Origin of the sequence: Blautia ammoniilytica (assembly GCF_025566965.1) — a bacterium.
Lineage (GTDB): Bacteria > Bacillota > Clostridia > Lachnospirales > Lachnospiraceae > Blautia_A > Blautia_A ammoniilytica.
Genome location: NZ_JAOQJL010000029.1, coordinates 1 through 26,327, shown reverse-complemented (window position 1 = coordinate 26,327; position 26,327 = coordinate 1). Strand labels below are relative to the sequence as shown.

Sequence of the window (26,327 nt, the reverse complement as noted above, 5' to 3'; positions counted from 1 at the left end):
TAACTTTTCATTGCATTTTCTTTTTGACCATGTTATGATTCTCTTTGTATGAAAGGAAGCAATCTATGAAACAAAAAACAGCCTATCTGGGGCTTTTTACAGCTGTAGCCATTATCTTTGGCTACGTAGAAACACTGATCCCGGTTTTCGCCGGGATCCCGGGCATTAAGCTTGGTCTGGCCAATTTAAGTGTTCTTTTTATTCTGGAAAGATACTCATTAAAAGAAGCAGCCTTGGTATCTGCAGTGCGGATCCTGGTGATCGGCTTTCTTTTTGGCAATATGTTCAGCATTCTTTATAGCCTAGCCGGTGCAGCCCTCAGTCTTATCGTCATGACACTTATGAAAAAATTCTCAGATTTTTCCATTCCAGTCATCAGCGTAGCAGGAGGCGTCACCCACAATGTGGGACAGCTGCTTGTAGCCATGGTCATTGTGGAAAATACCAGCCTTTTGTATTATGCACCTGCACTTCTGGTGTCTGGTGTGATCACAGGCCTGCTGATCGGATGGCTCACAGATGAAGTACAAAAAAGAGTCCCCGTCTCTTATTCATAATCTGCTCTGTGCAGAGTGTAACATATCATCTGCAGGCTACATAGTTCACCAGTATTTACAAACGGCCATGAAAATAGTATCCTATAAGCATCAAAACAGGTGGCAGCTTCGCTACACATTACACGGAGAATTTTATGGATAAATTATTTATAGTAATCCCGGCTTATAATGAAGAAACCAACATTCGGCGTACCATTGATGAATGGTATCCAATTGTAGAAAAATATAACGGCGATGGACAGTCCAGACTGGTGATCATCAATGACGGCAGTAAAGACAATACCTACCAGATCCTATGTGATTGCGCCAAGACACGCCCGCTTCTCACCCCTCTTACCAAGCCTAACGGCGGACATGGTCCTACTTTGCTTTACGGATACGATTATGCCATCAAAAATGGGGCTGATTTTATCTTCCAGACAGATTCTGACGGCCAGACCAACCCGGAGGAATTCCACCAGTTTTGGGCAGCTCGTAACAGCTATGATGCAGTGATCGGCCAGCGCAGTGTACGAGGCGACGGCAAATCCAGGAAATTTGTGGAAAATATTGTTTGTTTACTTCTTCGGATGATCTTTGGTATCCGTGTTTCTGATGCCAATGCTCCTTTTCGTCTTATGAAAGCAAACCAGACCGCAGAATTCATCAAAAAGATGCCTGCTGATTTCAATCTTCCCAATATCATGCTTACCACTTATTTTGTATACTACAAAAAACATGTGAAATTTATTGAAATTTCCTTTAAACCAAGACAAGGCGGTACTAATTCCATCAACATTAAAAAGATTGTGAAAATTGGCTGGAAAGCTCTTGGGGATTTCCGGCAATTAAAAAAAGAGCTGTGATCCGCTCTTATTGGTAAAAAAATAACGAGGCCGCAAATCGTGGCCTCGTTGTTTTGTCTGGTTTTATTTGCAGATATCAGCCACCACCTGATTGATCAGCTTGCCGTCTGCTTTTCCTTTCAGATCACCCATTACAGTTTTCATGATCTGGCCTTTATTCTTTGTTGCAAGAAGATCAGCGAATTTCTCTTCCAGATATGCACGGATCTCCTCTGCTCCCATCTGCTGTGGTGCGTATTTGGCGATCACATCATATCTTGCCTGATACTCTGCATGCAGGTCTTCTCTGCTTTCCGGACAGGTATCCAGCTGTTCTTTTACTGTTTTTAATTCCTTAAGAATCACCTGGTCTACCATACTCTCCGGAACATCCTCTCTGCATCCTGCATCAATAGCAGCTTTTTTAACAGCGGAAACCAGAGATGATACCGCATCCTTTGTTGTTTTATCTTTTGCTTTCATGGCTGCAACCATGTCTTTTCTTAAACCTTCAAGAGTCATCCTCAAAATTCCTCCTTTATTCTTTTCTGAAGATATCATAGCACTTTCCGAATTGCTTGTAAAACACAAAATAATTACTCAAAAATACCTGAGGACCATCTCCAACAGTAGTAACAATAAAAAGATCAGACACGTATCCAGGAGAAACATCCCAAGATAATGAACGCTTCGCTTTTTACTGCCGCATAGGGGCATCAGCCTCTGGATTCCAAGGTAATTTCCGCCTACAAAAACCAATACAAGAGCACAAAGCAGAAAGCAAATCCGATTGATCCAAAGTGCCGCCCCATAAGTCTTTTCCACAGTAATCCCCATAGATACACTAAGCAGCACAAAATAGCCTGCAAATGCCAGAAAATTCTTCCACAATACAGGTGTGCGGAATCCCGGCGGGCAGTATTTTCTCCACTGAGTTTCCTTCTGTTCCTGGCTTTTGCCACCGCTGTAAGTGAAATCCTTAGTATTTCCCAAAGTACTAGCCAGTTCCTGTACGGATTGATAACGATCCTCTGGGTTCATCTGAGTACACCGCTGGATCACCTTTTCGTAAATCTCCGGAACCTTTTCATATACACGGATCCGTCCTGTCAGTTCCCTGATCAACACCCCCATCCCGTAAATATCCGTAAGCGGGGATGAGCTTCCAAAACCATACTGCTCCGGAGCCGCAAAGCCTTTTGTCCCAATCAGCATGGTGTCCTCTGCTTTTCCCGGAGTATAACTTTTCGCAGCATTAAAATCAATCAGCACTACCCGGTCTTCTGGGTCTTCTGGTGTTATAATGATGTTAGAAGGCTTTATATCTCTATGGATCATCGGAGGCTCCTGCTGATGCAGACTGTTCAGGATCCTGCACAGTTCTCCTGTATATCGGCGGATATCCTTTTCCGTTAATCTGCAGGCATCTATTTTTTCCTGAAGGGTATCTCCTGAAATATATTCCTCAATAAGGACCGCCTGTCCTTCCCCTTCCAAAAACTCCCTGATTCTTGGAACCCCTTCCAAATTAAGCTGCTGCAAGCGTCGGTAAACTTCACCGTTGTAAACGGTCAGAAGCTTTTTTACATATATCTTCTTCGTTTCACGATGCTGAACGACTGAAATATGATGCTCTTCATTCAAAACTGCAATTTCCTGATAATAAGAAAGAGCTAGCTGATTTTCCAGATTCATAAGCTTATCATTCCTTTTCTTCTTACAACGTACTATGATTTTATCACAAGGAGGTTTCTATGTGCACAAAAAATACCAGAGAACTAGAGGAGATTTTAGAAAACACCCATACCGGAACATATGACCAGTACTGCCGTACCTATGAGGACAGTCTGCTTCCTTCCCTCAATCCTTTTGGTGTTTATCTGAAAGAATGTCTGAAAAATAATCATATCACTCAGCAGCAGACATTTCTCCAGGCACAAATTCCTGAAGGATACGGGTATAAACTGTTATCCGGTGAAAAAAAGACCCGGCAAAGAGATGTGATCCTGAGGATCTGCTATGCCGGAAAGCTTACGCTTGCTCAGACACAACAGGCTTTGAAAAAATATGAAATGCCGCAGCTTTACGCCAAAATTCCACGGGATGCACTGCTGATGATCTGTTTTAATGACCGTCCCGGCAGTATCATTCAGGTTAATGAACAGCTTTGCCGCTACCAGTTTGAACCACTTAAATCCAGTGGCATGCAAAGTGAATCTGTATAGAACATACTTATAATTTTTCATACTTTTTCATAAATGTTCAGCACTTTCACAGTACAGTTTTTTCGTAATTTTCCACCCCTAGAGGGAGAATCATAACCCTAATAATATGCTATACTTTTATGCAAAACGAGGGGGAAATACATATGAACAATGAAAAAACCAAGAAATGCAAATATTGTAAATCAGAAATTCCTGCAGATGCCAGAATCTGTCCACAGTGTCGTAAAAAGGTGAAGGGTGGAAAGCTGAAATGGATCTTTCTGCTGCTTGTGATCCTTATGATTGCAGGTGCTGCTTCCGGAGGTAAAAAGGAGTCTTCCAAAGGTTCAAGATCAGCAGGCTCCTCTGGTGAAAAAACAACAGTGACGCCTATCACTTACTTATCTGTATCCGTAGATGATATGGTAGCTGAACTGGAAGACAACGCACTGAATGCATCGGATCATTACAAGGACACTTATCTGGAAATCACAGGGAAACTGTCCAATATTGATTCTTCCGGTAAGTATATTAATCTTGACCCTGTAAATTCTGACTTTTCCATTTACGGTGTGCAATGTTATATTTCAGATGATACACAGCGCAATGCTATTTCCAATATGAAAAAAGGCGATACTGTTACCCTGAAAGGACAATGCACCGATGTTGGAGAAGTTCTCGGGTACTCCCTGGATATCGACGAAATTGAGTAGTCAGACCCGCAAAAAGGCTGTGAACTGCCACCTCTCAGGCAGCTCACAGCCTTTTTTGAACTCTAAAATACCGGAGACTATATCAAATGTGAATTTATCTCTCTTTTTGTAAACTGAGTACTGGAGACTATATAAATGTAAGTTGGTCTTTCTCATTGGGTATAACAATCATACCGAATTGCTTTTCCATTCAATGTATACGAAGGTTTCCGGCCTGCAAGAAATTCACTTTTCAGCGGTCTTTTTACAATGATCTTCTCCGGGTCTGCCTGAATCGCTGCATCAAAAAGATCCGTTTCTGCTGAGCATGGAGGTTCCAGTTTCTGGATCAGTTGAAGCTTTTTATTGATCAGGCTTGATTTCTGCCTGGCTGGGAACATAGGATCCAGATAGATCACATCTACAGGATCCAGCAATTTTCTCATGCATTCCACACTGTTGCCCTCTACCAGCTTCATCCTGGCAGCAATCTCCTTCAATACAGGATGCTTTCGTGCACGACGAAGTGCGTCTTTTAGAAGTATGGCAATCACAGGATTCTGCTCATACAAAGTCACTTCATATCCCTGTGCCGCCAGAAGGAATGCATCCTCACCCATACCAGCTGTTGCATCGATGGCTTTTCGCCCCTCTTTGTCAGATTTTGCTGCGCGCACCAGCATTTCATGCTGAAGCCTTCCGTTGGTCACACGGTGAAGCATGTTTTCAAAATCCCCCTGATATACAAGTCCATATCCTGTAAGGGAAACGCCTTTTGCATGAAACAGCACGGTCAAACCGTTTCCAGGATGACTGGCAATGCTGCTACCAGTCTTTCTGGCAAACGACTCTGCCTGGTCACGCTGACCGCCTTTTTCAACACATATTACAAACTTATTATCATTCATACGATCTTATCACTTTCAGGAATTTCCGGTCAAATACATGTGGAACTTATTATGATACGGCCTATATAGCAACAGGATTCTTATCTCTCACCCTTTATAAAAACTGGAGTCTTCTCGGCTGAGATAAAACAATCGTCTGTATTCTTCTTCCACCTCTTCAAACGGCCGCACAGTATAATCCAGCTTAATATGGATTTCCGGCGGGTCCCCGGGTTGTTTTTCATTCAGTAGCTCTTCCAGATCATACCAGAGCATAGCATTATCAATTGTCTTCACTGCTTCCCACTCTGTTTCTGTCAGATCAGAATTAAGAAATTTCTTAAAAATCATGCTTAAAAGCTTATCTTCCTGCTCCTGATATGCTTCCAGTTCTTTCTTAAAGGGCCGTGGTACATCAGACATATAGCATTCGCTTGCATCATGTAAAAGGCATGCCAGTATGATCTTATTTGAAAATCCTCTGGCACGTGCTTCCTTTGCACAACATATGCTGTGTTCTGCCACTGACCAAAAGGAATGTACATGACCATTTCCCCGGCATATCATAGGCAGCGCATGGGCAATATCTTCCATACAGATTGCCGAAGGATCCGGATCTGTAGGATAGAAATGTTTCCCGGTAAAAGTTGTAATATAATCGCCCATTATTTCACAACTTTCAATTCATATTGTCTGGTACCCAGTCCCACCTTCTCAGCCTGATCTAATGTTGCCTTCCACTCAATATTGGGATTGGAATCTTTGAAATGATCATGATGACAATGCCAGCCCGGCTCTGCCAGATGCTCTCCCAGCTGACTGTTCCTGATAGGAGTTTCTTTCAGACATGCATCTGCACATGCCTGATCCAGGGCTACAGGGTCAAAGCTTGCAAACATTCCTACATCTGGAAGGATTGGAGCGTCATTCTCCCCATGGCAATCACAGTTTGGACTGATATCCTGTACCAGCGAAACGTGAAAACAAGGACGTCCATAACAGACCGCCTGTGCATACTCTGCCATTTTACGATCCAGAAGTTCATTTGCACAGCTATTCGGATTGTATACTGCATCATAGCTGCAGGCTCCAATACAGCGGCCACAGCCTTTGCATTTATCATAATCGATCACAGCCTTTTTATTAACATATGTAATGGCATCGCTTCCGCACTCCTTTGAACAGCGTTTGCAGCCACGACAGGCTTCTGCGTTGATGGCCGGCTTCCCGCTGGCATGCTGCTGCATCTTTCCTGCACGGCTTCCACAGCCCATTCCAATATTCTTCATGGTTCCACCAAAACCGGTAGCTTCATGTCCTTTAAAATGGGTAAGACTGATAAAAATATCTGCATCCATAATAGCACGTCCGATTCTTGCGGTCTTGCAATATTCTCCGTTTACCACAGGTACTTCGATTTCATCCGTACCTCTTAAGCCATCTCCGATCAGGATCTGACATCCGGTAGTAATGGGATTAAATCCATTAATATTAGCACAGTCCAGATGTTCCAGTGCATTTTTCCTGCTTCCCGGATAAAGCGTATTGCAGTCTGTAAGGAATGGCATTCCTCCCTGCTCCTTACACAGATCCGCCACTACCTTTGCGTAGTTTGGACGAAGAAAGGCCATATTGCCCAGTTCTCCAAAATGCATTTTGATTGCCACAAATTTCCCATCCATATCAATGTCTTTAATTCCTGCTGCAATGCAAAGCTTTCTCAGCTTATCTAACTGGCTGGTACCTACCTTGCAACGAAAATCTGTAAAATAAACAGTTGATTTTTCCATAATATACAAACCTCCTGAAAAGAATATTCCAGACATATGATCACACAAACATCCCATATCTTCCACATAGTGATCATATTCTCTACTAAATAGCATACCAAAAGTATGTTTGAAGTCAAGTTTTTTCACGAAATTGAATTGTGTAAAATATGAATTGTCCCCGATAGCAATGGCTCAAACTATGAGAAACACGCTCCGCGAGTTTCTCAAGTTATCGCGGCAGTCGCCAAGGTCTCGTGCAAGCACGGACTTTGGCTCGTTGCTCGCGTAAAAAAAGGACAGAGCTTCATGCTCTGTCCCTTTCTTTTATCAGCGTGCGTTAGAGGATTCGAACCCCCGGCCTTTTGGTCCGTAGCCAAACGCTCTATCCAGCTGAGCTAAACGCACATCTTTTGCGAACTTGTTTCGCAACACTGAATATATTAGCGTATACGGACATTTTTGTCAAGCCTTTTTTATATTTTTTTATCGCATTTTTTTACATTGCTTTACAGCACTTTTTAACACTGCTTTACCGCACTTTTATTTCTCAAGGCTTCCACTAAATATAAAGCCGGAAGAATCAGCATATTCACCACTCCGATTGGCTGAAACTGCCCTACATACCAAATATATTGCCGCCATTCCGATGATCTTCAGCATCAATTCACCAGGTGCAGTCTTCCTGACGGTTACAAATAAATTCCTCATAGCCAGCTCTACCAAGCTTTAGGCATCAAGCAAAAAAGCTTTATATGCTTTCTTAGCCTCATATACATCTGCCTTACTTGTAGCTTCCCATGGAGCATGCATGCTTAATACAGCCACTCCACTGTCAATTACTTCCATCTCATAAAGAGCTGCAATATAAGCGATGGTTCCGCCGCCACCAAAATCTACTTTTCCAAGCTCTGCTGTCTGGAATGCAACGTTGTGGTCATCAAAAATCTTGCGCACTCTTGCCACATATTCTGCGTTTGCATCATTAGAACCGGACTTTCCTCTTGCTCCTGTAAATTTGTTCAATACGATTCCTCTTCCCAGATATGCGGAATTCTTTTTTTCAAAAGCCTCTGCATATGCCGGATCATATCCTGCACTTACATCAGATGAAAGCATGCTGGATCTGGAAAGTGCCCGTCTTAACTTTAACTCGCTGTACTGTCCAAGTGCTTCCATAAGCTCTGCCACACTGTTTTCAAAGAATCTGGACTGCATACCTGTAGCACCCACACTTCCGATCTCTTCCTTGTCTACCAACAGGCAGCAATGGGTACGCATTGGTGTATCCTCAAGCTCCAGCTGTGCCAGCAGTGAAGTATATGCACAAACTCTGTCATCCTGCCCGTAGGCAATGATCATGCTTCGATCAAGTCCACCTTCTCTTGCTTTTCCTGCCGGAACGATCTCCAGTTCTGCTGAAAGAAAATCTTCCTCATCAATCCCATATTTTTCATTGAGTAGCTTCAGCACATTCTCTTTTACAGCTTCTTTCTTCTTGTCATCTGGCAGATCCTTCAACGGTTTGGTGCCGATCAGGATATCAAGATTCTCCCCTTCGATCACTTCTGCAGCTGTCTTCTGAAGCTGCTTTGCGGAAAGGTGGATCAGCAGATCTGTAATATAAAGCACAGGATCTGACTCATCCTCACCAATCTTTACGTCAACAACTGTACCGTCTTTTCTTACGACTACACCATGCATTGCCAAAGGCAGGGCTACCCACTGGTATTTCTTTACTCCGCCATAATAATGTGTGTCAAGATAAGCCAGGTCTGTGTCCTCATATAAAGGATTCTGTTTGATATCCAGCCTTGGAGAATCAATGTGTGCGCAAAGGATATTCATACCTTTTTCCAAAGGCTCCTGGCCGATATGATAAAGGGCAATGATCTTTTTCATGCCAACTGTGTATACTTTGTCCCCTGCTTTTACAGATCCTCCCTCTGCCAGTTTTTTCTCAAGAGACTCATATCCTGCTGCCTCAGCTTCACGGATGATCTGTGTAACACATTCTCTCTCGGTCTTGCCTTGATCCAGGAAATAACGATATTTCGCTGCTGTTTCCTCCAGTTCTTTTTCTTCTGCTTCTGTATAAGCAAGCCATGCATTTCTACGTTCCATGTTTCTGTTCCGCCTTTCTTTTTTTACCGTACAAATCTTTATTTATTATAAACCAATATCCGTTTTTTTTCCACTGAATTATGTCAGTATGATAAAACACCTATCTCTGAACAAATCCTTTTTTATTTAATACAGTTGTGATACAGTAATCATAAGAACCCAGGATCAAAAGGAGGAAATGTTATGCAATCAGCGGCTCAGCTCCAGGAACTTCTTCGTTCCATTAACAGAAAAAGCTATCCTGCTTATAAATCAACAAAAGGAACTTATCAATTTAAAAACTATATCCTGTCCATCGACCATGTACAAGGCGATCCATTCGCCTCTCCCTCTCACGTAAGCATCCGGATCCGTCACACAGACAGCCGGATTCCGGCAGAATATTATCAGGATACCCTTACCAAAATTACTCTTGCAGACTTCCTTACCAGACAGTTTGAGCGCCAGGTCAGCCAATATACCTTCCGTGCAAAAGGCTCCGGGAAAAGCGGCCTGATTCTTGTTACGCACTGTGGACAGGAGGTACTTTCCCGCACTGCCTGTCAGATTACAGATCAGGAGATTGTGGTTCGTTTCTTCATTGGCTTTCCGGCAAACGGCCGTACAATTAATTCAGCAGAGCTGGAAAAAATACTCTTTGAATTCCTGCCGGTATGCGTTCAGAAATCCTTTTTTTACAGAAACCTTAACAGCAAAGAGCTGGAAAAACATATCCATACAACCCAGGATCAGGAATATATCCGCCAGCAACTTCCAGTCCGCCACTTATGTGCTTTTGTTGCTGACAATGCCATTCTTCCCCGAGAAAGTGGAATTTCATCAAAACCAATGAAGAATTGTGTGCCTTTTGCTTCTCCGGAAAGTCTTCGCATTACCATGGAGCTTCCTCATCACGGAACCATCACAGGCATGGGTATTCCCTTGGGCATTACCCTGATCGTGGGCGGTGGATACCATGGCAAATCCACGCTTCTAAATGCGCTGGAGCTAGGAGTCTATAACCATATTCCAGGGGATGGCCGTGAATATGTGATCACAGATATCTCCGCACAAAAACTCCGTTCCGAAGACGGACGTTTTATTAAAGATGTGGATATTTCCATGTTCATCAATGATCTTCCCAATAAAAAAGACACCCACAATTTCTGTACTGAGGATGCCAGTGGCAGCACTTCCCAGGCTGCTGCCATTGTTGAGGGTATCCAGTCCGGCAGCCGTTTATTCCTTCTGGATGAAGATACCTCTGCTACCAATTTTATGGTTCGGGATGCTTTTATGCAAAAAGTGATCCTTAGAGAAAAGGAGCCAATCACCCCGTTTTTGGAACGTGCTGTGGACCTTTATACCAAAGCTGGGATTTCCACTATTCTTGTTGCAGGAAGCTCCGGTGCTTTTTTCCACATTGCAGATACAGTTATCCAGATGGACAACTATATTCCGGTGGATATCACCGCCAAAGTCAAAAAGCTTTGCCGGGATTTCCCTCTTCCTGCTTCGGACACACCAGCCTTTGTACTGCCAAAGAATCATCGGATTATGACGAAAGCCCCCACTGCAAAAACACACAAGGATTATTATGGAAACACCAGAAATCAGCCTGAACGGCTGAAAGTCAAAAATCACGGCTGTGACGGATTTTCCCTTGGTAAACAGGAAATAGACCTGCGTTATATTGAACAGCTGATCGACAGTGAGCAAACCGCCTCTCTTGGTCTGCTTCTAAAATATGCAGCAGAACATTTGATAGATGGTAAACGGACAATTGATGAGATTATTGCTTTCCTTGCTTCCCATCTGAAAAAAGAAGGACTTGCATTCTTCTTTGACGGGTATACCTCCTGTGGCTATGCCATCCCCAGGATCCAGGAAATCTACTCCTGCTTTAACCGCTGCCGCAGACCCTGAGTTTCATACAAACTGATATATTCAGCATATACAAAACCACCACCCTATAACTGTTCTTGTATATAAGGTGGTGGTTTATGTTTTTGTTTTACATTTTTCTAGGGAAAGGAAAGAGTTTGTCTTAAGAGTTCTTTCTCTTAAGATGTATATATCATACAATACAAATGTGAGAAAACTTTGTCCTATTTCTAATAAATCTATAAAATTTATAAAAAAACTGGTAGCAATTATAAACATGCCACCCCCATTGCAAACACCAGATTATATCCAGTAACCTTAGTATTGAATGTTTTTCCTGTCCAAATACTTCTTTACCTCAGCAATGATAAGTTCTGCAGCTGCATACTGTTCTTCAGCATCTGTAGAGGACGCAATATAAAAATCGTCATAATCACTAGTTTCACGTTCTTGTTTTAATCTTCCCAGTTTTTTTCCAATCTCTCTTGGAAAAATATCTGTTGCAACATATGTCTTATTAAAATGTGCAACAGCATCTTTATGTCTCTTAAAATCTATCTCTTCTAAAGCCAACACCGCCTTCACCGCATAAAAGGCAGCATAATAGCTACGGTTTATTGAATCCTTATAATGCTGGCTTTCCAGACATAATGCAGATACCCCCAACGTCTCAATTGCGCTTCTCATGCGATATATACACAAATCTATTTTCTTTTCACTCACTAACTACTATCCCCTCATCCCTCACGTTTCGATAAAAAGGTAACGTATCTACCCAATATTCATACTGTTCTTCATTTTTGATAACTGGAGATATTTCAATCCCTGTGTTCATCTCTACCTCAAAAGCAAGATCATAAATATCGTTTTTAACAGTCCGAATTTCTTCATCAGTCATTTTTACCAGTATCATAATATCTACGTCAGAATTATCTCGATAATCGCCTCTGGCGTACGAACCATATACAATAACCTTTGTCAGTTTTTCTCCCAGCAAACGCTTCACTTCCCGTGAAAAATTATATATAATGCTGCTTACATTTTCCGGCATACAATCACTTCCTTCATCAGACATTCATGTTCCTTATATATTGCCATAAGAATTCCTATGATTCCCATAATTCTAAGTCCATCTGCACTGATACATTTCTTACTTTTGCTTCATCCATCAGCAGTAAATCCTCTTTTAATTCATCCGTGAAAACGATTGCTTCACTCGCTCCCCTGGTCAAGACCAGTTGCTCTCTTCAACAGCTTACTCCTTTTTTATATTATAGCTAATATCCTCCCTTTCTACAACTGCAACATTGAAAAAGGGAGTTTCAAACGTTTCAGGCATTATAGTTTTACTCTTTCTTAATATACATTTCCATATATTTATTTTCATCAACTAATGTATAATTCTTTTTTAAGTAGGTTTTTATCTGTGTATCATACTTGGACGTTTGAAAAATCTTTTTTTTCTTATAATCCCTATACTTGATCACTACGATCTCGTTTCTGCCGCTTAATATGGATTCTGCCTGACTGTCAATGGGTTCCGGAAATTTACTATAACTGATGGATGGAATGTAAAAATATTTTTCCTGGGGAATAACACCAAAACTATTATAAATAACTGCATTATTATTCACAGCCAATACGGCTTTTTTATTACTGTACTTTTGTTTATACAGTGTGGAAAATTCATTCACAGGTTGTGCATATCGCTGCATTTGCGTGTAGGAGTAAGAATGCAGCTTAGATGGATAACTGACCATTAGCGTCAACAGCAATATTAGCGGGATTGCTGCACATTGCAGCTTTTTGGAAAATACTTTTGAAAATATCCTGGAAGCAGCAAATATGACCGGCAGAAGAAAAGGAACAAAATATTCATAATAATGTCCGTAATTTCTTCCGGAAAGGGCAACCGAATACAGTGAAATTAATAAGCAGGCTGTATATAATACCTTGAATTTCAATATATATCCGGAAAAAATAACCAAGCATAAAGAAATCATGGACAGGTAAACCACCCAGGATGTCTTTACAGATGTAAATAGTGAAAGAATCCGGAATTTTCCACTATCGGCATATGCCAGATTAAACAAAATAGACTGTTGAAACATATCTTTTAAGCTATGGGTGTACGCTCCATAAAGAAGCATTGGGCTAAACCCAAGAATCAAGCCAAGCATCCCGGATAAAATATTAGCCCCCGCATTCTTAAACTTACGGTTCGCAAACAGTCCCCATAGTATTAGGACAGCAATGGGAACCCACATAGCTGCAAGATTCGCACGCAGACCCAGCATATAAAGCCTTGGTAAAAAAAAGTATAATTCCACTTGTCAGTGCCGTGTATCATCTTCAAACGTTTCACAAAAACGGACAGCAAAAGACGGTTCTTCATTACCGGCATACAGGTGGGAAATATCCCCCATATAGTTCATACGGAAAGCACCGATTCCCTTTTTACGCTCTTCAGAAATCAAAAGCGTTACAGCTGAAGGCAGCACGCAGGTGTTATGCCATAGGATCATAGGTGATACTCCCAACAAATGGCTTAAAAGGACGCATTCCAATCCAAAATGACAGAAAAGGACTACCAGGTCGTGATTTGCTTTTACCACCCGATAAAAATGACCTTCTCTTTTATAACCATATCCTTCCATAAACTGATCAAATTTCTGGATGACCTGATCATATTTCTCCTTTACCCCATATTTCTGCATATATTCATTTTCAAGCCATTGGTCATAATGGAAAAAGCGTTCGTCAGCCATCCAATCCTGAGGCAGCCAGTCCCAGGTCACTGTATCTTTTTCCGGATAATTCGGTTTACGCATAGGTGCATCAAATTCATGCAGCCAGGGCAGCACTTTTGCCTGCCGCCCCATTTTCTTTAATGTAAAGGACGCCGTATCCTGTGCCCTTCCCAGTGGTGAAACATAAAAATCCTTTATATCCAGCTTGCTCAGTCTCTTTGCAAGCAATTCTGCTTCTCGCCATCCCTTCGGTGTCAGTGAATCTATGGAGTAATCCGGCTCTCCATGCCGCACGATCATTAATTTCATTTTCAAATTCCTTTCTGTATTCCATTACTCATTCTGTAGAATAAAATACCAAAAATCCTATGAAAACTCAAGACAGGAAGCAATCTTCCGTAACTGAACTGCTTACATTTTTATTCTCAATATGGTATGATAATAATATCAAAAGATGTGCAGCGATTACAAGGATGAGCTTATAATATTATGCCCAATCCTAAACCACTCATTTATCAGAAAGGAGCATGTGTATATGAAAAAGAAAATCCAACCAATCCTTTTAATGTCACTATTGTTTTTGTTCTCCATACTGATCATATCTGTTCCAGCTCAGGCTGCCGGTCCAGAAGCTACAACTGTTAAGTTCAAAACCTCTTATACAAATTCCAAAGAACGCATGATCGTAAGGGGGCTGGACGCAAATAAGCAAGCGGTCTGGAAATATGTTACAAAGAAATACACGGCTACAGAGCTTCCTAAAACCAAATGTATCATCCGCAAGGATAAGGTTTATATTTTTGATAATTCCAAAATCGTTGTCCTTAGAAAAAAAGACGGCAAAAAATTATGGACGGTAAAAAAAGTCAGTCCGGCAGGACATCTTTGCAAATTTGACAAAAATGGCAACCTGTATGTAACAGGCTACTATGATCAAACTGTTTACAAAGTATCTAAAAAGGGCAAGATTCTCTGGAAAACAAACATATCCAAAACCGGTAATTACTGGCCTTATAAAATAACCGTTTCCCGAAATAAGATAACCATTCTGTATGAATGCAGTCCTGATGATTATTCATCTGATAAAACACACAAAATTGTTTTTAATTCAAAAAATGGTAAAATCATAAAATATTCATAAGTTAACGATCATGAAATGAATCACAAAAACAGCGGCAGAGCCCTGTCGCTGTTTTTGATGAATCCCATCAGTTCAATGATCAACTTACTGTTCTTTTTATTCCTCTTTTTCCATCTTTGGGCTGGCATCAAAACAGTCGTCCGGTATTTTCGTCAGACTTTCCGGCATATCTACCTGCTCCAGATTCTCACAGAAAGAAGCAAACATGGATGGTAATTCCGTTATACCCTCACCCAATGTGATCTTTTTAATTTTTGAACCGGAAAACGTTCCATAACCTTCAAAAACACATTCTTCTCCAAATACCGCTTCCTCAAATCCTGAACTGTTAAAGCAGCAGCTTCCTATTTTTGAACCCTTTCCTATGTGAATATATCCTCCGGCACCTGCACCATCAAAAACTGAATCTGCAAGAAAATGATTCTTTAATGACAGATCCACATCTCTCAAGGCTGTGCAGTTTCTAAATGCAGAGTTCTGAAGTTGCATAACACGATTTCCAAAAACCACTGTTTCCAGACTGGTGCAGCCCGAAAAAGCATACGGACCGATCCATGTCAGAGAATCCGGAAGTATTACTTTCTTCAGACTGGTACACCCCTCGAAAGCAGAGTCATCAATCGAGAGCATTCCAGCCGGACATTCAACGGAAGTAATCTTTGTATTGTCCTTAAATGCCACTGCCGCAACACCCTTCATGTCAGTACCATCGATACTGGAAGGTAAGACAAGATCTGTTTCTTCTCCCGTATAACCGCTTACCTTCACCCCATTATTCTTTTCATACCCTGTACCACTCTTCTGTCCCTTTTCAGGATTTTCAAGCAGTTCCTGATCGATCTCCAGACTTTCCAATAATGTTTTCATTTCTTCTCTGTCCAGGAATTTCCAAAGCTCTTCTTCAGAGCAGTCAGGAATACTCACAAGTATCAACAAACTCTTCCGGTCAGTCAGGTTCTTATGCAGGGTTATGTGCGAATCCTGCTTATTGCATGCCACGTAATAATGACTGTCACCTACGTCTATTTCTTTTATGGCTCCGTCTGCTCTTGATTCTGCCTGTGCCTTTGCGTCTGGAGCTGAAATAGTCTGAATATTCAGGAGGCCCTCATAAGCACAATGGATCTTTCCACCTACAAAGAAATCGTCTAATTCTCTGCCCTGCCATCGAGTCGGCATTTTCACTGTAATTCCTTTGGAAGTTACTTCTTCATACTGGATTCCTTCCTGGAATTTGATTCCATTCAGTACCGTCTGTATCAGTTCATCTTCCATCACTGTATATATGTCATCAAAACGTTCCGTGGTTTTTACCTCAATCTGCAGGCCATCCCATGGTCCTATATAATGATCCTCATATTTGAGAATCGCAGCATACTCTCCTGTGCCCAGATATATTGCGGTCTGATCTGGTCCGTTTTTAGATTCATCCAGATTGGAACTAAATACAATTGCATTCATACCGCAGATCTTGGTTTCTTCGGTTTTGACCTGCTTTGCGCCTTCTTCCCGGTATTTCTGTGCAGATTCTATACTCAAAATACAATTAGAAATCTGCCCTGCTGTTATAGGCTCAATTGTCATCGTCCATTTCCCGTTTGGATCTGTAAATTCCAGTTGGCCTTCCTGCTCTATTGGTTCTTCCGCTTCATAGGGCAGAGTAATCGTAAGATTTCCTTCTGCATAATCATACTCTTTATACTCTGGAATCGGTGTAGGTGTCGCTGTCGGTGCTGGTGTGGCCGTTGGTTCTGGCGTCACTGTCGGTTCCGGTGCTTTTGTGGGTGCTGGTGTCTCTGTAGGGGCTGGTGCCTCTGTGGGTGCAGGTGCCTCTGTGGGTGCAGCAGCTTCTTTGGATTCTTCCTTCTCTCCACATGCACACAAAAGAAACATACACAAAAATACAGCCGTAAGCATTATTCTTTTTAAGCTTTTCACATCTATTCTCCTTTCCAAATCTTTCATAGTACAACATTCTGCAAATAGCTGTACTAAATGATGTCGCCGGCAGGTGATATGTCTGTAAGCTACACAGTCTTTTACTCCCTTTTAAAACCTTATGTCATGGGGTGAGGCGCTGTCCGCAGTATTCACAATTGCTCAGACGGCCTTTTATGACCTGATTCTTCGCGCCGCAGCTGGAACAGGTAACTGTAATATAAATCTTCTCATTCACACGTCGGTTTGGTGCAGTAATCAATATATAATCCCCTTCTCTGTCTATCTGGATATTCCGAATATATCCTCTGGCAATATATTTTTCCAATTTTTTTACTGCACCTTTTCCCATCTCCTTCTCATACTTTTCAAATGAGAGCGTACTCTGCGCATAAGATTCAAACCAGCAGGCAATTTCACTGGCTTGTTTCTTCTTTCGTATTTTCTGAATTTCCCTGAAAGTAGGATACAGAAACAACAATCCCAGTAAGATCTCTGTTGCTGCCATTCCCAATCGTCTTTCACCAATATACTTTTCTGAGGCGCCAATAGCACCCAGGGACAAAAGTATACATAAGCCACAAAGAATCCATTTTATTTTCCCCAGAACTCCTGCTTTTTTATTTTTTTCTGTCAAAAAATCACTCATGTCTGTTTCCTCTTTCTCTGGTTAATCAAATGCAATGATATATTGGTGAATCTTCTGTCTGTCCCTGCGAAATACCTTTATCAGCCTGCTCCCAGCAGAAGCCATGCGTCGCCTGTCGCATCATAGTAATAAACCACATTGTCTCCTACTGCATAATAATTTTCTTTTGTAAAATGATCCTCATGATCTGTTCCAAGTACAAATACCGGACAATTTCTTCCTTCAATGTATTCCTCTGTACCTGTATACCACAATGACATACCAAGCCCCAGATAGTAACGCACCTCGTCAGTTTGTGAAAGCACTTCCCGGGCAATATTTATATCCAATGATGAATCATCCTCCGGGTGATACTCCTCCCAATCATGATATATGGAAAAATCATAACAGTAAGCTTCTGTGGCAAGATGCCCATCCTTTAGTGATACCATAGGATGGTATTGCACACTCATATTCTGCTTCTGCACTGAAACCATCACATTGGAATGGATCTCACTCATATTGCATCGCAGTATAATGATTTCGTCCTCCTGACCTATATAATATGGGGCGTTCAGGTCATCCAGATATTCCCCGTCTTCCGTAATCTGAGTCGGATAAACACTGATCTTACAATCGCATCCCGGAACAATAGCATAAATTTCATATCCCCCTGCATCAACAACTGTCCCCTCCTGTAAGAAAGGATAAGCCGCTGCCACTTCTTCCATTTTAGTATATTCAAGTATATCTGACGCTTCTGCAGTTTCATAGGTATATCCAAGAAATGCCATTCCCACCTGACATTCATTTTCCCTGATGATATCCCTTAAAATTGCCAGATTCTCTTCTGCCCCAGGTATTTGGGCAGACACTTCTCTCACACATTTCCCATAAATACCAAAAGAAAGCAGTGCCACACAAACACATACAACAACAGAAAATTTTTTCATGCTCGTATCTCCTTCCTGTCAGAATATGTTTCTACATTCTGTGTGTTTTCATAACTGTTCTGTATCCTCACAGTTACGGATTTTCTATTTTAGTGTAGTCACAATCAATTTACTTTCCAGTGCAGCTGCTATCAGGTCTTCCTTGCAGCTATATCCTGCCTTGGCAATCATTTCCTGAAAATTCCATCTTACCCCAGAGGTGGAACATTCCATTTTCTTGGCAATCTCTGAATATGACATTCCATGAATATACAGGCGCAGCATCTCCAGCTGTCTTGGACTGATATCTCCACTTGTGATCCAGTTAAGTTCCACCTTCGGCGTTACATCCGGAAATACACGCTCACCATTTAAAGTTCTGTAAATCACATTCCGTATTTCCTCTTCACCATGATCCTTATACCAGAGGCTGTCTGCACATCCGCTTTTGGCTCTTTCCAGCACTTTGGGATCAATCAGGGAAGTAACAATCAAAACCTTTGTATGTGGATACTTTTCCCTGATCGTTTTGCCGGCACTTAATCCATCATGATTATGAAATGTCTGCACATCCATAAGCACAAGATCTATTGCCGAATAACCACAGATCTTTACAGCTTCACGGGCATCCGAAATCGTCTGGACATGTCGTAATTCCGAATCCTGCATAAGCATATATTCAAAATACTTCTGCATGATCTTCTGATCTTCTACTATCAGTACCCGTACCATCGAATCTCATCCTTTCTGTCATAGGCATTTTCAATACCAGGCAAAACTCAGGGGCAAAAGAAATCTGCATCATACATTTCTCTGATTCAACCGCTTTTCTCAGTGCTGACAAGCCACCGCCTTCTTCTGCATTTTGTTCAGGCGCATCTCCATCATTGGTGATCTGAATGTTGTATTCATCTGCACATTTATCTATCTTCACAAAAACGATACTGCCATGGGCATGTCTGGCGCAGTTTGTCACACATTCACGAATTGCTCTGTCTGCCAGCAGCCTATATGCAGGATGCTGCGGAAAGCTTCCAATGATCTGAACGGAGATTCCAAGCTCTTCCGCATGTTTCACTGTGTCCTCATACAGCTCTTCCATATTTTCAACTGTTGAACCAGTAAGAATATAAACCTGGTGCTTCAATGTGGACAACTGTTTATCCATTTTATCCTGTTTTTCTTTTCTTTCCAATATTCTGCGTATTGACAGTAAGCTTCGTCCGAAATTATCGTGAACCTGCATTTTCAAAGCAAGAGTTTCCTGTTCTCTGATCTTATCTCCGATTTTTTCGTACATTTCCTCCAGCTTACGGTTCAGAATCTCCAGTTCTTCATTGTTTGCCCGGATCTTTTCACTATTGTAGTATATTTCTGATACATTAACAGCTACTGTCTGCAGGTATCCCGCAAAATCCGGTTCCTGCAGATGATATTCCTGAAACATCCAAACAGAAGCATCCGGAAAATAAAATACATTGCTGTCGCTGCTCAACCTGAAAAAACCTTCGGAAACAGGCTCGTCATTCATTACTTTTCGCAAGGTTTCATAATCCTGCAGATAGGAACCTGTCATCATTCTGCACAATTCCTGCATCTTGGTATTACATAGAACAATCCTTCCCAGAGGATCTGAAAAGCACACCCCGCAGGGAACATCATCCACCGCTTCATTCACAGACCAGTATGATAAAGAATGCTGATATCTGCGTTTCTCCCTCCAGATCGCCCAGCAAAGATACAAAGTCAATACAATCACCATTGCAATTAAAATGCTGACCGGATACCTAAGTATAGGCTGATATGCGCTTTCTCCCAGGCAATACCTGTGGTCATTCATAAGAAAACCCATAAGAATAAAAGAAACTACAAAAACAGTCATTGCCGTTATGATTTTCTTTTTCCCGGACAAACCGGTGATTCTTGCCATCAGAAGGATCAATTCCAGAATCAGGCATATCTCAAGGAGAATCATCAGAAAATTCTGCATTACCATGCTGCGTTCCCCAAAACTGGTCATCTGCTGCCTCCTTTTCTGAGTACGATACACCCAACAAACCATTCATTTTCATCTTCCTGCTGTACTTTTAATTCCGGTCTTTCTGACACTAAGTCACGCAGATCCGCTTCTGACACAATATGAACGGAAATTCGAAGATCCTCATCAATCTGCGATACACGGTAAAATATAGAATGCATAACATCAGATAACTGTTCCACAAGCCATTCAAAAGTATCATAGCATTTTAGTATATCATCTGCATTCAGCTGCACATCTCCGCTTTCAACGTAATAAGCAGCACGAATCTTGCATAGTTTTAAGCTATCACAGGATTCTGCAATGCTTTGTCTAAGATCTTCCATTGTAAGCAGATTTCCATCTGATGTGTACTGTGTCAATACCAGATTCTTTCTCCGCTTCAAATACGTACCAACAACTACAATTTTACCAAGAATCCAATTATACCGTTCCCTGGACTCTGTCTTTTCCAGTTCATCCATCAGCTGTGACAGCAATTCCAGCTGGCCTGCGGTCTGACTCTGTATCATATTTAACAGCCGATTTTGTTCTTCAGCTTTTCTCCGCTCTGCTTCTTTCTGATAGGTTTTTTTCAACAGCCTGTTTCTAGCAGTCAGTTCTTCCTGCTGTTCTCGAATATCCTGATATTGATCCAGCAATACCGAAATATCTTCCGACCAAAACAGATGCCCTCCTCTTATGGGAATGTGGTTGATCCGAATCCCCTGTTCTTGTACAAATGATCTGTTAACGATCATTGAACGCAATTCAGGCGAAAGCTGCGGAAAATCACCGGAATGATAATAACGCTGAAAAGAATAATCTGTGATCTCTGCATCCAATCCTCCGGAAGTCTGAAATAATTCAAAATAACGATTGTTCGTCTGTATCAGTCCGCATAAGATACAGCCCTGATAAATTGCTGCCATTAAAAGACAACATACTGCAGTCATATCCCCTGCAAAGGTTTGGATAAAAGGCAGTCGGAATATATTTCCTATGTTCCATCCCAGGAGCAGGATTCCCGGAATAATTGGCAGCCAGAACTGCTTCTTTCCCGGGATTCTGCTTTTTCTGATCAGTATGATTTCCATTCCTGTCAGGCAAATCAACATCCATCCCTGTATCACCATAAAAAGAATGCCATAACTGTAATCGTTATCTGAAAATGGAGGCTGTTTTGCAAAATGAAATACCATCTGATGTAAATCGTTTGTAAAAACACTTACGATCAATACCACCGCCACAGTCAACAGGATTTTGATTCTTCTGACTGTTTTCTCTTCAGCCTTTTCACCAAAAAACATGGCTGCTGCCAAACCCAAAACCGGGATTAAAATCATTGGAATATAATACAGATACCAACAAACGTGTTCTCCAAGGGGGTCATGAAGAATATGAAATTTCACTGTCCTTACAAAAAACCAGAATACCATCAGACAGCCAATTGCAGTGAGGCATCTGCGCATTTTCTTATGTACTACGTGCTTTTCCAGGTAAATCACCCAGGCACAGTAAATCCCCAGATAAATACAGTTACGGCACTGGTCTGCAATGTTTCTCATAAAAACATTTTCCGGTCGTGCCAGCCTGCAGATATAAGCCAGTAACACGCTTATCAAAATCACTCCACACGACAGCATCTTTTTTTTATTGTATGTCATGAAAATTCCTCTCTCATTAATACTCTCTTGTACTAAGTATACTATAAAGCCCATGTACTGGCATATAGTTTTTAGAGAAATTGGTTATCTGTTCACACCGGGTAGGCTGGCAATCATTAGAAACTTCCACAAAATCTTTTTATCTCAGTCGAGAAGACTCCCACCTCTTTCAGGTGGTGAGTAACAGCAAGTTCATCTCATTGGGAGTCACAGGACGGTCTATCATAACCTTTTGTTTATATTTTTAAAACGGTCTCGGCAGACCACAGTATTCGCAAAATCTTCCTGTATTCTCTGCGCCACACTGACATTTCCAGGAATTACCCTCTGGCTGCATCCCTCCGTTCACGTTCATCCCGGACATTCCCGGCTGCATCCCTCCGTTCATGTTCATCCCGGACATTCCCGGCTGCATCCCTCCATTCATGTTCATCCCGGACATTCCTGGCTGCATTCCTCCGTTCATATTCATTCCAGACATTCCTGGCTGCATCCCTCCGTTCATATTCATCCCGGACATTCCCGGCTGCATCCCTCCGTTCATGTTCATCCCGGACATTCCCGTCTGCTCTACTTCCATCAATTCGTTTCTCTTTTCACTACTTATGGAAAATGTATTCAAACGAAAATCCATATCATCAAACCAGGGAGTATTAACCTTAATACGCATCGTATAATCATATTCATAGTTATATACTGGTGGCTGATAGCTTACTGTCTTTCCATCCTTTGTATATGTTTCTTCAAGCTGCTGTTGCTCTACCTCTACTCTGCACTGCACAATAGCTGATAAAGGAACGATATCTGGGTTTTCATTCACATCCAGTTTTCGTGCAACTGTAAAATTCCCCTTATGATCATCAATAAAAACAGTGTAATTTCTGGTATTGATCTGACGGGTAACGCAAAAATCCATTACCGCCTTTTTATTCTTTTCACGATATTCCAATTGACGTTTGATATCCTCTACTGTGCTGTGCCGCCGCTCTTCAAACCATGGTGATAATTTTTTTGCACAATCCTTACACAAATTTCCGTCGTCTAATTTTCTATTTCCAAGTAAACCTATTTTTTCTCCACAGATATCACAAATTTTTTTATCAAATAATCCCATGCCCTACCTCCCTTTTTATCTCAGTCGAGAAGACTCCCACCTCTTTCAGGTGGTGAGTAACAACAAGTTCGTCTCAGTGGGAGTCCAATCTCCGACTGAGATAAACGCTTCGCGAGGATGCGCAGTGATTCCGTAAAGAATATGTCAGCTTACGCTGACCAGAATCACGCGCCAAGTCTCGCAACTGCTCAACTTGAATTCAGTCAAGAAGAATTTCAAAAATGCCTTGGTATTCTTGCCGGAAGATGTGCGTCATGCAACGCATCACATATTTTTCTACACATCTTGGCAATCCTATACTGCCGCACTGGAATAAGATATCTCCGGTACGGCAGTGTTTTACTCTATTCAGTAACAGTTATTTTGTCAAAATATGTCTTTACAGAGAAATCTTCCCCATCTGTTTCAGAATCTTCTGATTCTTCACTGTCATCAGCGTCTGCTTCAAAACAAAGCTTTCCATCATCCAGCAAAGTGAACTTCATAAGATCACAACTGAAGAACATAGTCCCTGCCTCATCTTCGGATACAGCCTTCAAGATCAGGTTATTTCCTTCCACCTCGCCTGAAAGCTCTACTTTGCTCTCTTCTCCGCTCTCTATTAAAGAAAGCTCAGCCGTATCCCCTTGAACTGTCAGCATCATCTCGAATCCAGTCAGTTCAGCATCGACCGGCATCTGCATTCCAAATGCTTCCATCAAAGTACACATCCATTCTCCTTCAAAATCCTCTATTGCAGGATTTTCTACCGGTTCACCAGGTACATATGGCTCATATTCTTCTTTTTCCTGGCTCATGATCATTGTCATTCCGTCTGCATCTATAGTTAACTTGCCATCAGCATACTCACATTCTTTAGATTCACCATCATTGGTTATCAGTAATTTATCATCTTCTATTTTCCACTCTGCCTGATCTACCTCTGGCTCCTCTCCACTATTAGATGTCGTTATCTCTATCTGTCCGCCTTCTTTAATGTCAACGGTTACTTCCATTCCCATTGATTCCGGATGGAACGTCATGTTTCCGCCCATAGAAAGCTCATTTACATACCAGGTTCCAATAACGTCCTTTTCTTCAAGTGCATAAACACTCACGCTCATCATACCTGCCATTATAACTCCAACAGATCCAGCCACCCATAATTTCATTTTTTTGTTCATAAAAACATCTCCTTTCTTGTTATACTCGTGTGTTTTTCGTTCATCTTCATTATACGTAAACACTTCAATATTTACACTAGCACTTCTGACAGTAACTGTTCCAGGTAACATCCTGCCAGGTATTTTGCCAAAAATTCATCAAAAAAAATATGACTACTTCCCGGCATAAAGGAAATAGCCATATTCTTAACTCAGTACAGATACTACACATATCTCTCATTCCTGTAGATACAAAGATATAAATCTGAAAATGCATCTAATACTATTGAAGAATGTTATCTATTTTGATATTTAATCTGTTCTCCCTGAATTAACGGATAACAAACCAGTTTATCGCTATCCAGATTTTCACTGTGCATATCCACCGCACTGATCTGGTGATTCTCATAGGTATTATAATAATAGATTCCCTTTGTAGCATTACAGCAGGAAGTATACAGCGTAATCTCATACTTTCCATCAAAGACCTGGCAACAACCGCGCTGCTGATCTACTGATCCTAAAATATGGAAAAACTGGCTGACGCTTTCCATCTCGGATTCACCGGAAAATGAATTTACTTTTGTAAATGCCACACGGACAAAGCGAGAAGCAGAAGATAAATCCCCAGGAAGACCCAGACCTCCCATTCCCCGGCTATAAGCATTAAGATTCAAATCACTTGAAAATGTGTTCACTGGCTGTTTGGGAGAAAGATGCATATAGTTATTCAGCTGAAACATCTGTTGTGGAAAAGGTGGGTTGTTTGTGAGGACTCCTACCTGGTTGTCATAAACATGCAATCCATCAGACATAGATTCTACTGTAATACACTCCTTTTCATCAGCAATAAGCCAATGCAGCTGTGCCAGAGGCAGTTGTTCACTGAAAGGCGTATTCACTATATTAATACGATGAAGCAATTCCCGGGCCTCTGTTACAGAGGAGCACTGGCTTAAAATCCAAGGTATAAATTCAAACTGTGCAATATTATCCACTTCGCTCTGTACATCTGAATAAGAAGCATTTCCCACAAAATTAAGACCTGCCATACCGAGTCCTTTTTCATTGATGGCATCATAGTACAGTGGATAGTTTCCCGCAACATGAGCCATCCCGATAATCGCATAATGGTTCTTCAGTTCGCTCACATGTCGAAAATGAAACGGGAAGCTTCGAGGTGTAATAGTAACCTGATCACCATAAGAAAATTCATAATCCAGCGTTCTTCCAAAATAAAAGTCTTTTGTTTTATAAGTAGCTGCTGTACACATAATCGTTTCTCCTATAACACGTTCTGTATTTTCTTTTTTATTATAGCCAAATGAATACTTTTTATCAATGTCATCTTCTACAACATAAAAAAACCCTTGAAAATCAAGGGCTTTAATTAATGCCGCAGACCGGAATCGAACCGGTACGGGTATCACTACCCACGGGATTTTAAGTCCCGGGCGTCTGCCAGTTCCGCCACTGCGGCATGCATATAATTTAGTAAAATAGGATGGGGCCTATAGGGCTCGAACCTATGACCCTCTGCTTGTAAGGCAGATGCTCTCCCAGCTGAGCTAAGACCCCATAAAATTTGCTAAATACAGCAACGACCCGGAAGAGACTCGAACTCTCGACCTCCGCCGTGACAGGGCGGCGCTCCAACCAACTGAGCCACCGGGCCAGAAAAAATATTTATATAACAAAAATGGACCTTCGGGGACTCGAACCCAGGACCGACCGGTTATGAGCCGGTTGCTCTAACCAACTGAGCTAAAGGTCCAAAAAGCCGATGATCGGACTCGAACCGATAACCTGCTGATTACAAATCAGCTGCTCTGCCAATTGAGCCACATCGGCACATAAAAAACATACCAAATGTCAGAGTTAAGCCTCTCAAAAATCTCATTTTGTAAGTGACTCCAAGGGGATTTGAACCCCTGTTACCGCCGTGAAAGGGCGGTGTCTTAACCGCTTGACCATGGAGCCATATTTAATTTTAAACTCCCCCTGTTGGACTCGAACCAACGACACTGCGGTTAACAGCCGCATGCTCTACCGACTGAGCTAAGGAGGAATAACCTGAA

The 26,327-nt window shown here is 41.6% G+C and carries 26 protein-coding genes and 8 tRNA genes; 6 read left to right on the top strand and 28 right to left on the bottom strand.

Features of this window, described 5'->3' with window-relative positions:
• Nucleotides 1-65: 65 nt before the first annotated feature.
• The gene (locus OCV61_RS13345; protein WP_158422205.1) at nucleotides 66-557 is read left to right on the top strand and encodes a Gx transporter family protein; all 492 of its coding nucleotides are present in this window, start codon (nucleotides 66-68) and stop codon (nucleotides 555-557) included.
• Nucleotides 558-691: 134 nt separating this feature from the next.
• Nucleotides 692-1,402 (top strand): glycosyltransferase family 2 protein, encoded by a 711-nt coding sequence (locus OCV61_RS13340; RefSeq protein WP_158422204.1) that lies wholly within the window; start codon nucleotides 692-694, stop codon nucleotides 1,400-1,402.
• Between the two features lie 63 nt (nucleotides 1,403-1,465).
• Here the strand turns inward: OCV61_RS13340 and OCV61_RS13335 are convergent, their stop codons facing one another.
• Together OCV61_RS13335 and OCV61_RS13330 are read right to left on the bottom strand one after the other, a co-directional pair.
• Entirely contained in the window at nucleotides 1,466-1,903 is a 438-nt protein-coding gene (locus OCV61_RS13335; protein WP_158422203.1) for a GatB/YqeY domain-containing protein, read from the bottom strand.
• Between the two features lie 78 nt (nucleotides 1,904-1,981).
• Nucleotides 1,982-3,076, bottom strand: coding sequence for a serine/threonine protein kinase (locus OCV61_RS13330; protein ID WP_158422202.1), 1,095 nt, complete (start codon nucleotides 3,074-3,076; stop codon nucleotides 1,982-1,984).
• A 59-nt stretch (nucleotides 3,077-3,135) separates the two neighbouring features.
• Here OCV61_RS13330 and OCV61_RS13325 point away from each other — a divergent pair, with 59 nt between their 5' ends.
• Nucleotides 3,136-3,606 (top strand): hypothetical protein, encoded by a 471-nt coding sequence (locus OCV61_RS13325; RefSeq protein ID WP_158422201.1) that lies wholly within the window; start codon nucleotides 3,136-3,138, stop codon nucleotides 3,604-3,606.
• A 143-nt stretch (nucleotides 3,607-3,749) separates the two neighbouring features.
• Nucleotides 3,750-4,298, top strand: a complete 549-nt coding sequence (locus OCV61_RS13320; RefSeq protein WP_158422200.1) for an OB-fold protein — start codon at nucleotides 3,750-3,752, stop codon at nucleotides 4,296-4,298.
• Nucleotides 4,299-4,450: 152 nt separating this feature from the next.
• Here OCV61_RS13320 and OCV61_RS13315 read toward each other — a convergent pair whose 3' ends face one another.
• The 6 genes from OCV61_RS13315 to OCV61_RS13290 form a co-directional block, all read right to left on the bottom strand.
• Nucleotides 4,451-5,185, bottom strand: a complete 735-nt coding sequence (locus OCV61_RS13315) for a class I SAM-dependent methyltransferase (protein WP_158422199.1) — start codon at nucleotides 5,183-5,185, stop codon at nucleotides 4,451-4,453.
• Between the two features lie 87 nt (nucleotides 5,186-5,272).
• Nucleotides 5,273-5,830: an HD domain-containing protein gene (locus OCV61_RS13310; RefSeq protein ID WP_158422198.1), complete on the bottom strand. Its 558-nt coding sequence runs from the start codon at nucleotides 5,828-5,830 to the stop codon at nucleotides 5,273-5,275.
• Nucleotides 5,830-6,954, bottom strand: a complete 1,125-nt coding sequence (locus OCV61_RS13305; protein WP_158422197.1) for a DUF362 domain-containing protein — start codon at nucleotides 6,952-6,954, stop codon at nucleotides 5,830-5,832. The genes OCV61_RS13310 and OCV61_RS13305 overlap by 1 nt, the downstream gene beginning before the upstream one ends.
• 313 nt (nucleotides 6,955-7,267) lie before the next feature.
• A tRNA-Arg gene (locus tag OCV61_RS13300) sits at nucleotides 7,268-7,341 on the bottom strand.
• Nucleotides 7,342-7,476: 135 nt separating this feature from the next.
• The gene (locus OCV61_RS13295) at nucleotides 7,477-7,644 is read right to left on the bottom strand and encodes a hypothetical protein (protein WP_262582991.1); all 168 of its coding nucleotides are present in this window, start codon (nucleotides 7,642-7,644) and stop codon (nucleotides 7,477-7,479) included.
• 18 nt (nucleotides 7,645-7,662) lie between these two features.
• Complete coding sequence (locus OCV61_RS13290; RefSeq protein WP_158422196.1) at nucleotides 7,663-9,057, bottom strand: aminopeptidase; 1,395 nt, start codon at nucleotides 9,055-9,057, stop codon at nucleotides 7,663-7,665.
• A 183-nt stretch (nucleotides 9,058-9,240) separates the two neighbouring features.
• Between OCV61_RS13290 and OCV61_RS13285 the strand changes: the two genes are divergently transcribed.
• Nucleotides 9,241-10,962 carry an ABC-ATPase domain-containing protein gene (locus tag OCV61_RS13285; RefSeq protein WP_158422195.1) on the top strand — a complete coding sequence of 574 codons (1,722 nt, stop codon included), beginning with the start codon at nucleotides 9,241-9,243 and terminating at the stop codon, nucleotides 10,960-10,962.
• A 276-nt stretch (nucleotides 10,963-11,238) separates the two neighbouring features.
• On the opposite strand, the gene OCV61_RS13280 is transcribed toward OCV61_RS13285, so the two are convergent.
• From OCV61_RS13280 to OCV61_RS13265, 4 genes are all read right to left on the bottom strand, one after another.
• Nucleotides 11,239-11,643 (bottom strand): HEPN domain-containing protein, encoded by a 405-nt coding sequence (locus tag OCV61_RS13280; RefSeq protein ID WP_158422194.1) that lies wholly within the window; start codon nucleotides 11,641-11,643, stop codon nucleotides 11,239-11,241.
• Nucleotides 11,636-11,971, bottom strand: coding sequence for a nucleotidyltransferase domain-containing protein (locus tag OCV61_RS13275; RefSeq protein ID WP_158422193.1), 336 nt, complete (start codon nucleotides 11,969-11,971; stop codon nucleotides 11,636-11,638). The genes OCV61_RS13280 and OCV61_RS13275 overlap by 8 nt, the downstream gene beginning before the upstream one ends.
• Before the next feature lie 295 nt (nucleotides 11,972-12,266).
• Nucleotides 12,267-13,217, bottom strand: a complete 951-nt coding sequence (locus OCV61_RS13270; RefSeq protein ID WP_262582987.1) for a hypothetical protein — start codon at nucleotides 13,215-13,217, stop codon at nucleotides 12,267-12,269.
• Between the two features lie 36 nt (nucleotides 13,218-13,253).
• Nucleotides 13,254-13,979 carry a histidine phosphatase family protein gene (locus OCV61_RS13265; protein ID WP_158422191.1) on the bottom strand — a complete coding sequence of 242 codons (726 nt, stop codon included), beginning with the start codon at nucleotides 13,977-13,979 and terminating at the stop codon, nucleotides 13,254-13,256.
• 226 nt (nucleotides 13,980-14,205) lie between these two features.
• On the opposite strand from OCV61_RS13265, the gene OCV61_RS13260 reads away from it, so the two are divergent.
• Complete coding sequence (locus OCV61_RS13260; RefSeq protein WP_158422190.1) at nucleotides 14,206-14,811, top strand: outer membrane protein assembly factor BamB family protein; 606 nt, start codon at nucleotides 14,206-14,208, stop codon at nucleotides 14,809-14,811.
• A gap of 96 nt (nucleotides 14,812-14,907) precedes the next feature.
• On the opposite strand, the gene OCV61_RS13255 is transcribed toward OCV61_RS13260, so the two are convergent.
• The 16 genes from OCV61_RS13255 to OCV61_RS13180 all read right to left on the bottom strand — a co-directional run bounded on the left by OCV61_RS13255 (nucleotide 14,908) and on the right by OCV61_RS13180 (nucleotide 26,317).
• Entirely contained in the window at nucleotides 14,908-16,749 is a 1,842-nt protein-coding gene (locus tag OCV61_RS13255; protein WP_158422189.1) for a leucine-rich repeat domain-containing protein, read from the bottom strand.
• A gap of 124 nt (nucleotides 16,750-16,873) precedes the next feature.
• Nucleotides 16,874-17,398, bottom strand: a complete 525-nt coding sequence (locus tag OCV61_RS13250; RefSeq protein ID WP_158422188.1) for a hypothetical protein — start codon at nucleotides 17,396-17,398, stop codon at nucleotides 16,874-16,876.
• Between the two features lie 80 nt (nucleotides 17,399-17,478).
• A complete protein-coding gene (locus OCV61_RS13245) occupies nucleotides 17,479-18,330 on the bottom strand; it encodes a hypothetical protein (protein ID WP_158422187.1) in 852 nt (283 codons plus the stop codon).
• Between the two features lie 84 nt (nucleotides 18,331-18,414).
• On the bottom strand, nucleotides 18,415-19,041 hold the full coding sequence (locus tag OCV61_RS13240; protein ID WP_158422186.1) for a DNA-binding response regulator: 627 nt from the start codon (nucleotides 19,039-19,041) through the stop codon (nucleotides 18,415-18,417).
• Nucleotides 18,989-20,329, bottom strand: a complete 1,341-nt coding sequence (locus tag OCV61_RS13235) for an ATP-binding protein (protein ID WP_262582984.1) — start codon at nucleotides 20,327-20,329, stop codon at nucleotides 18,989-18,991. Before OCV61_RS13235 ends, OCV61_RS13240 begins: the two co-directional genes overlap by 53 nt.
• On the bottom strand, nucleotides 20,326-21,993 hold the full coding sequence (locus OCV61_RS13230; protein WP_158422184.1) for a histidine kinase N-terminal 7TM domain-containing protein: 1,668 nt from the start codon (nucleotides 21,991-21,993) through the stop codon (nucleotides 20,326-20,328). Before OCV61_RS13230 ends, OCV61_RS13235 begins: the two co-directional genes overlap by 4 nt.
• A gap of 244 nt (nucleotides 21,994-22,237) precedes the next feature.
• A complete protein-coding gene (locus OCV61_RS13225) occupies nucleotides 22,238-23,107 on the bottom strand; it encodes a DUF4428 domain-containing protein (protein ID WP_158422183.1) in 870 nt (289 codons plus the stop codon).
• Between the two features lie 344 nt (nucleotides 23,108-23,451).
• On the bottom strand, nucleotides 23,452-24,270 hold the full coding sequence (locus OCV61_RS13220) for a hypothetical protein (protein WP_158422182.1): 819 nt from the start codon (nucleotides 24,268-24,270) through the stop codon (nucleotides 23,452-23,454).
• Between the two features lie 275 nt (nucleotides 24,271-24,545).
• A complete protein-coding gene (gene bsh, locus OCV61_RS13215) occupies nucleotides 24,546-25,523 on the bottom strand; it encodes a choloylglycine hydrolase (RefSeq protein ID WP_158422181.1) in 978 nt (325 codons plus the stop codon).
• A gap of 120 nt (nucleotides 25,524-25,643) precedes the next feature.
• Nucleotides 25,644-25,729, bottom strand: a tRNA-Leu gene (locus OCV61_RS13210).
• 25 nt (nucleotides 25,730-25,754) lie between these two features.
• Nucleotides 25,755-25,827 (bottom strand) — tRNA-Val (locus OCV61_RS13205).
• Nucleotides 25,828-25,850: 23 nt separating this feature from the next.
• Nucleotides 25,851-25,924 (bottom strand) — tRNA-Asp (locus OCV61_RS13200).
• 25 nt (nucleotides 25,925-25,949) lie between these two features.
• Nucleotides 25,950-26,023, bottom strand: a tRNA-Ile gene (locus OCV61_RS13195).
• A gap of 4 nt (nucleotides 26,024-26,027) precedes the next feature.
• Nucleotides 26,028-26,100, bottom strand: a tRNA-Thr gene (locus tag OCV61_RS13190).
• 57 nt (nucleotides 26,101-26,157) lie between these two features.
• Nucleotides 26,158-26,229: transfer RNA gene (locus OCV61_RS13185), tRNA-Glu, on the bottom strand.
• 15 nt (nucleotides 26,230-26,244) lie between these two features.
• Nucleotides 26,245-26,317, bottom strand: a tRNA-Asn gene (locus tag OCV61_RS13180).
• Nucleotides 26,318-26,327: the final 10 nt, after the last annotated feature.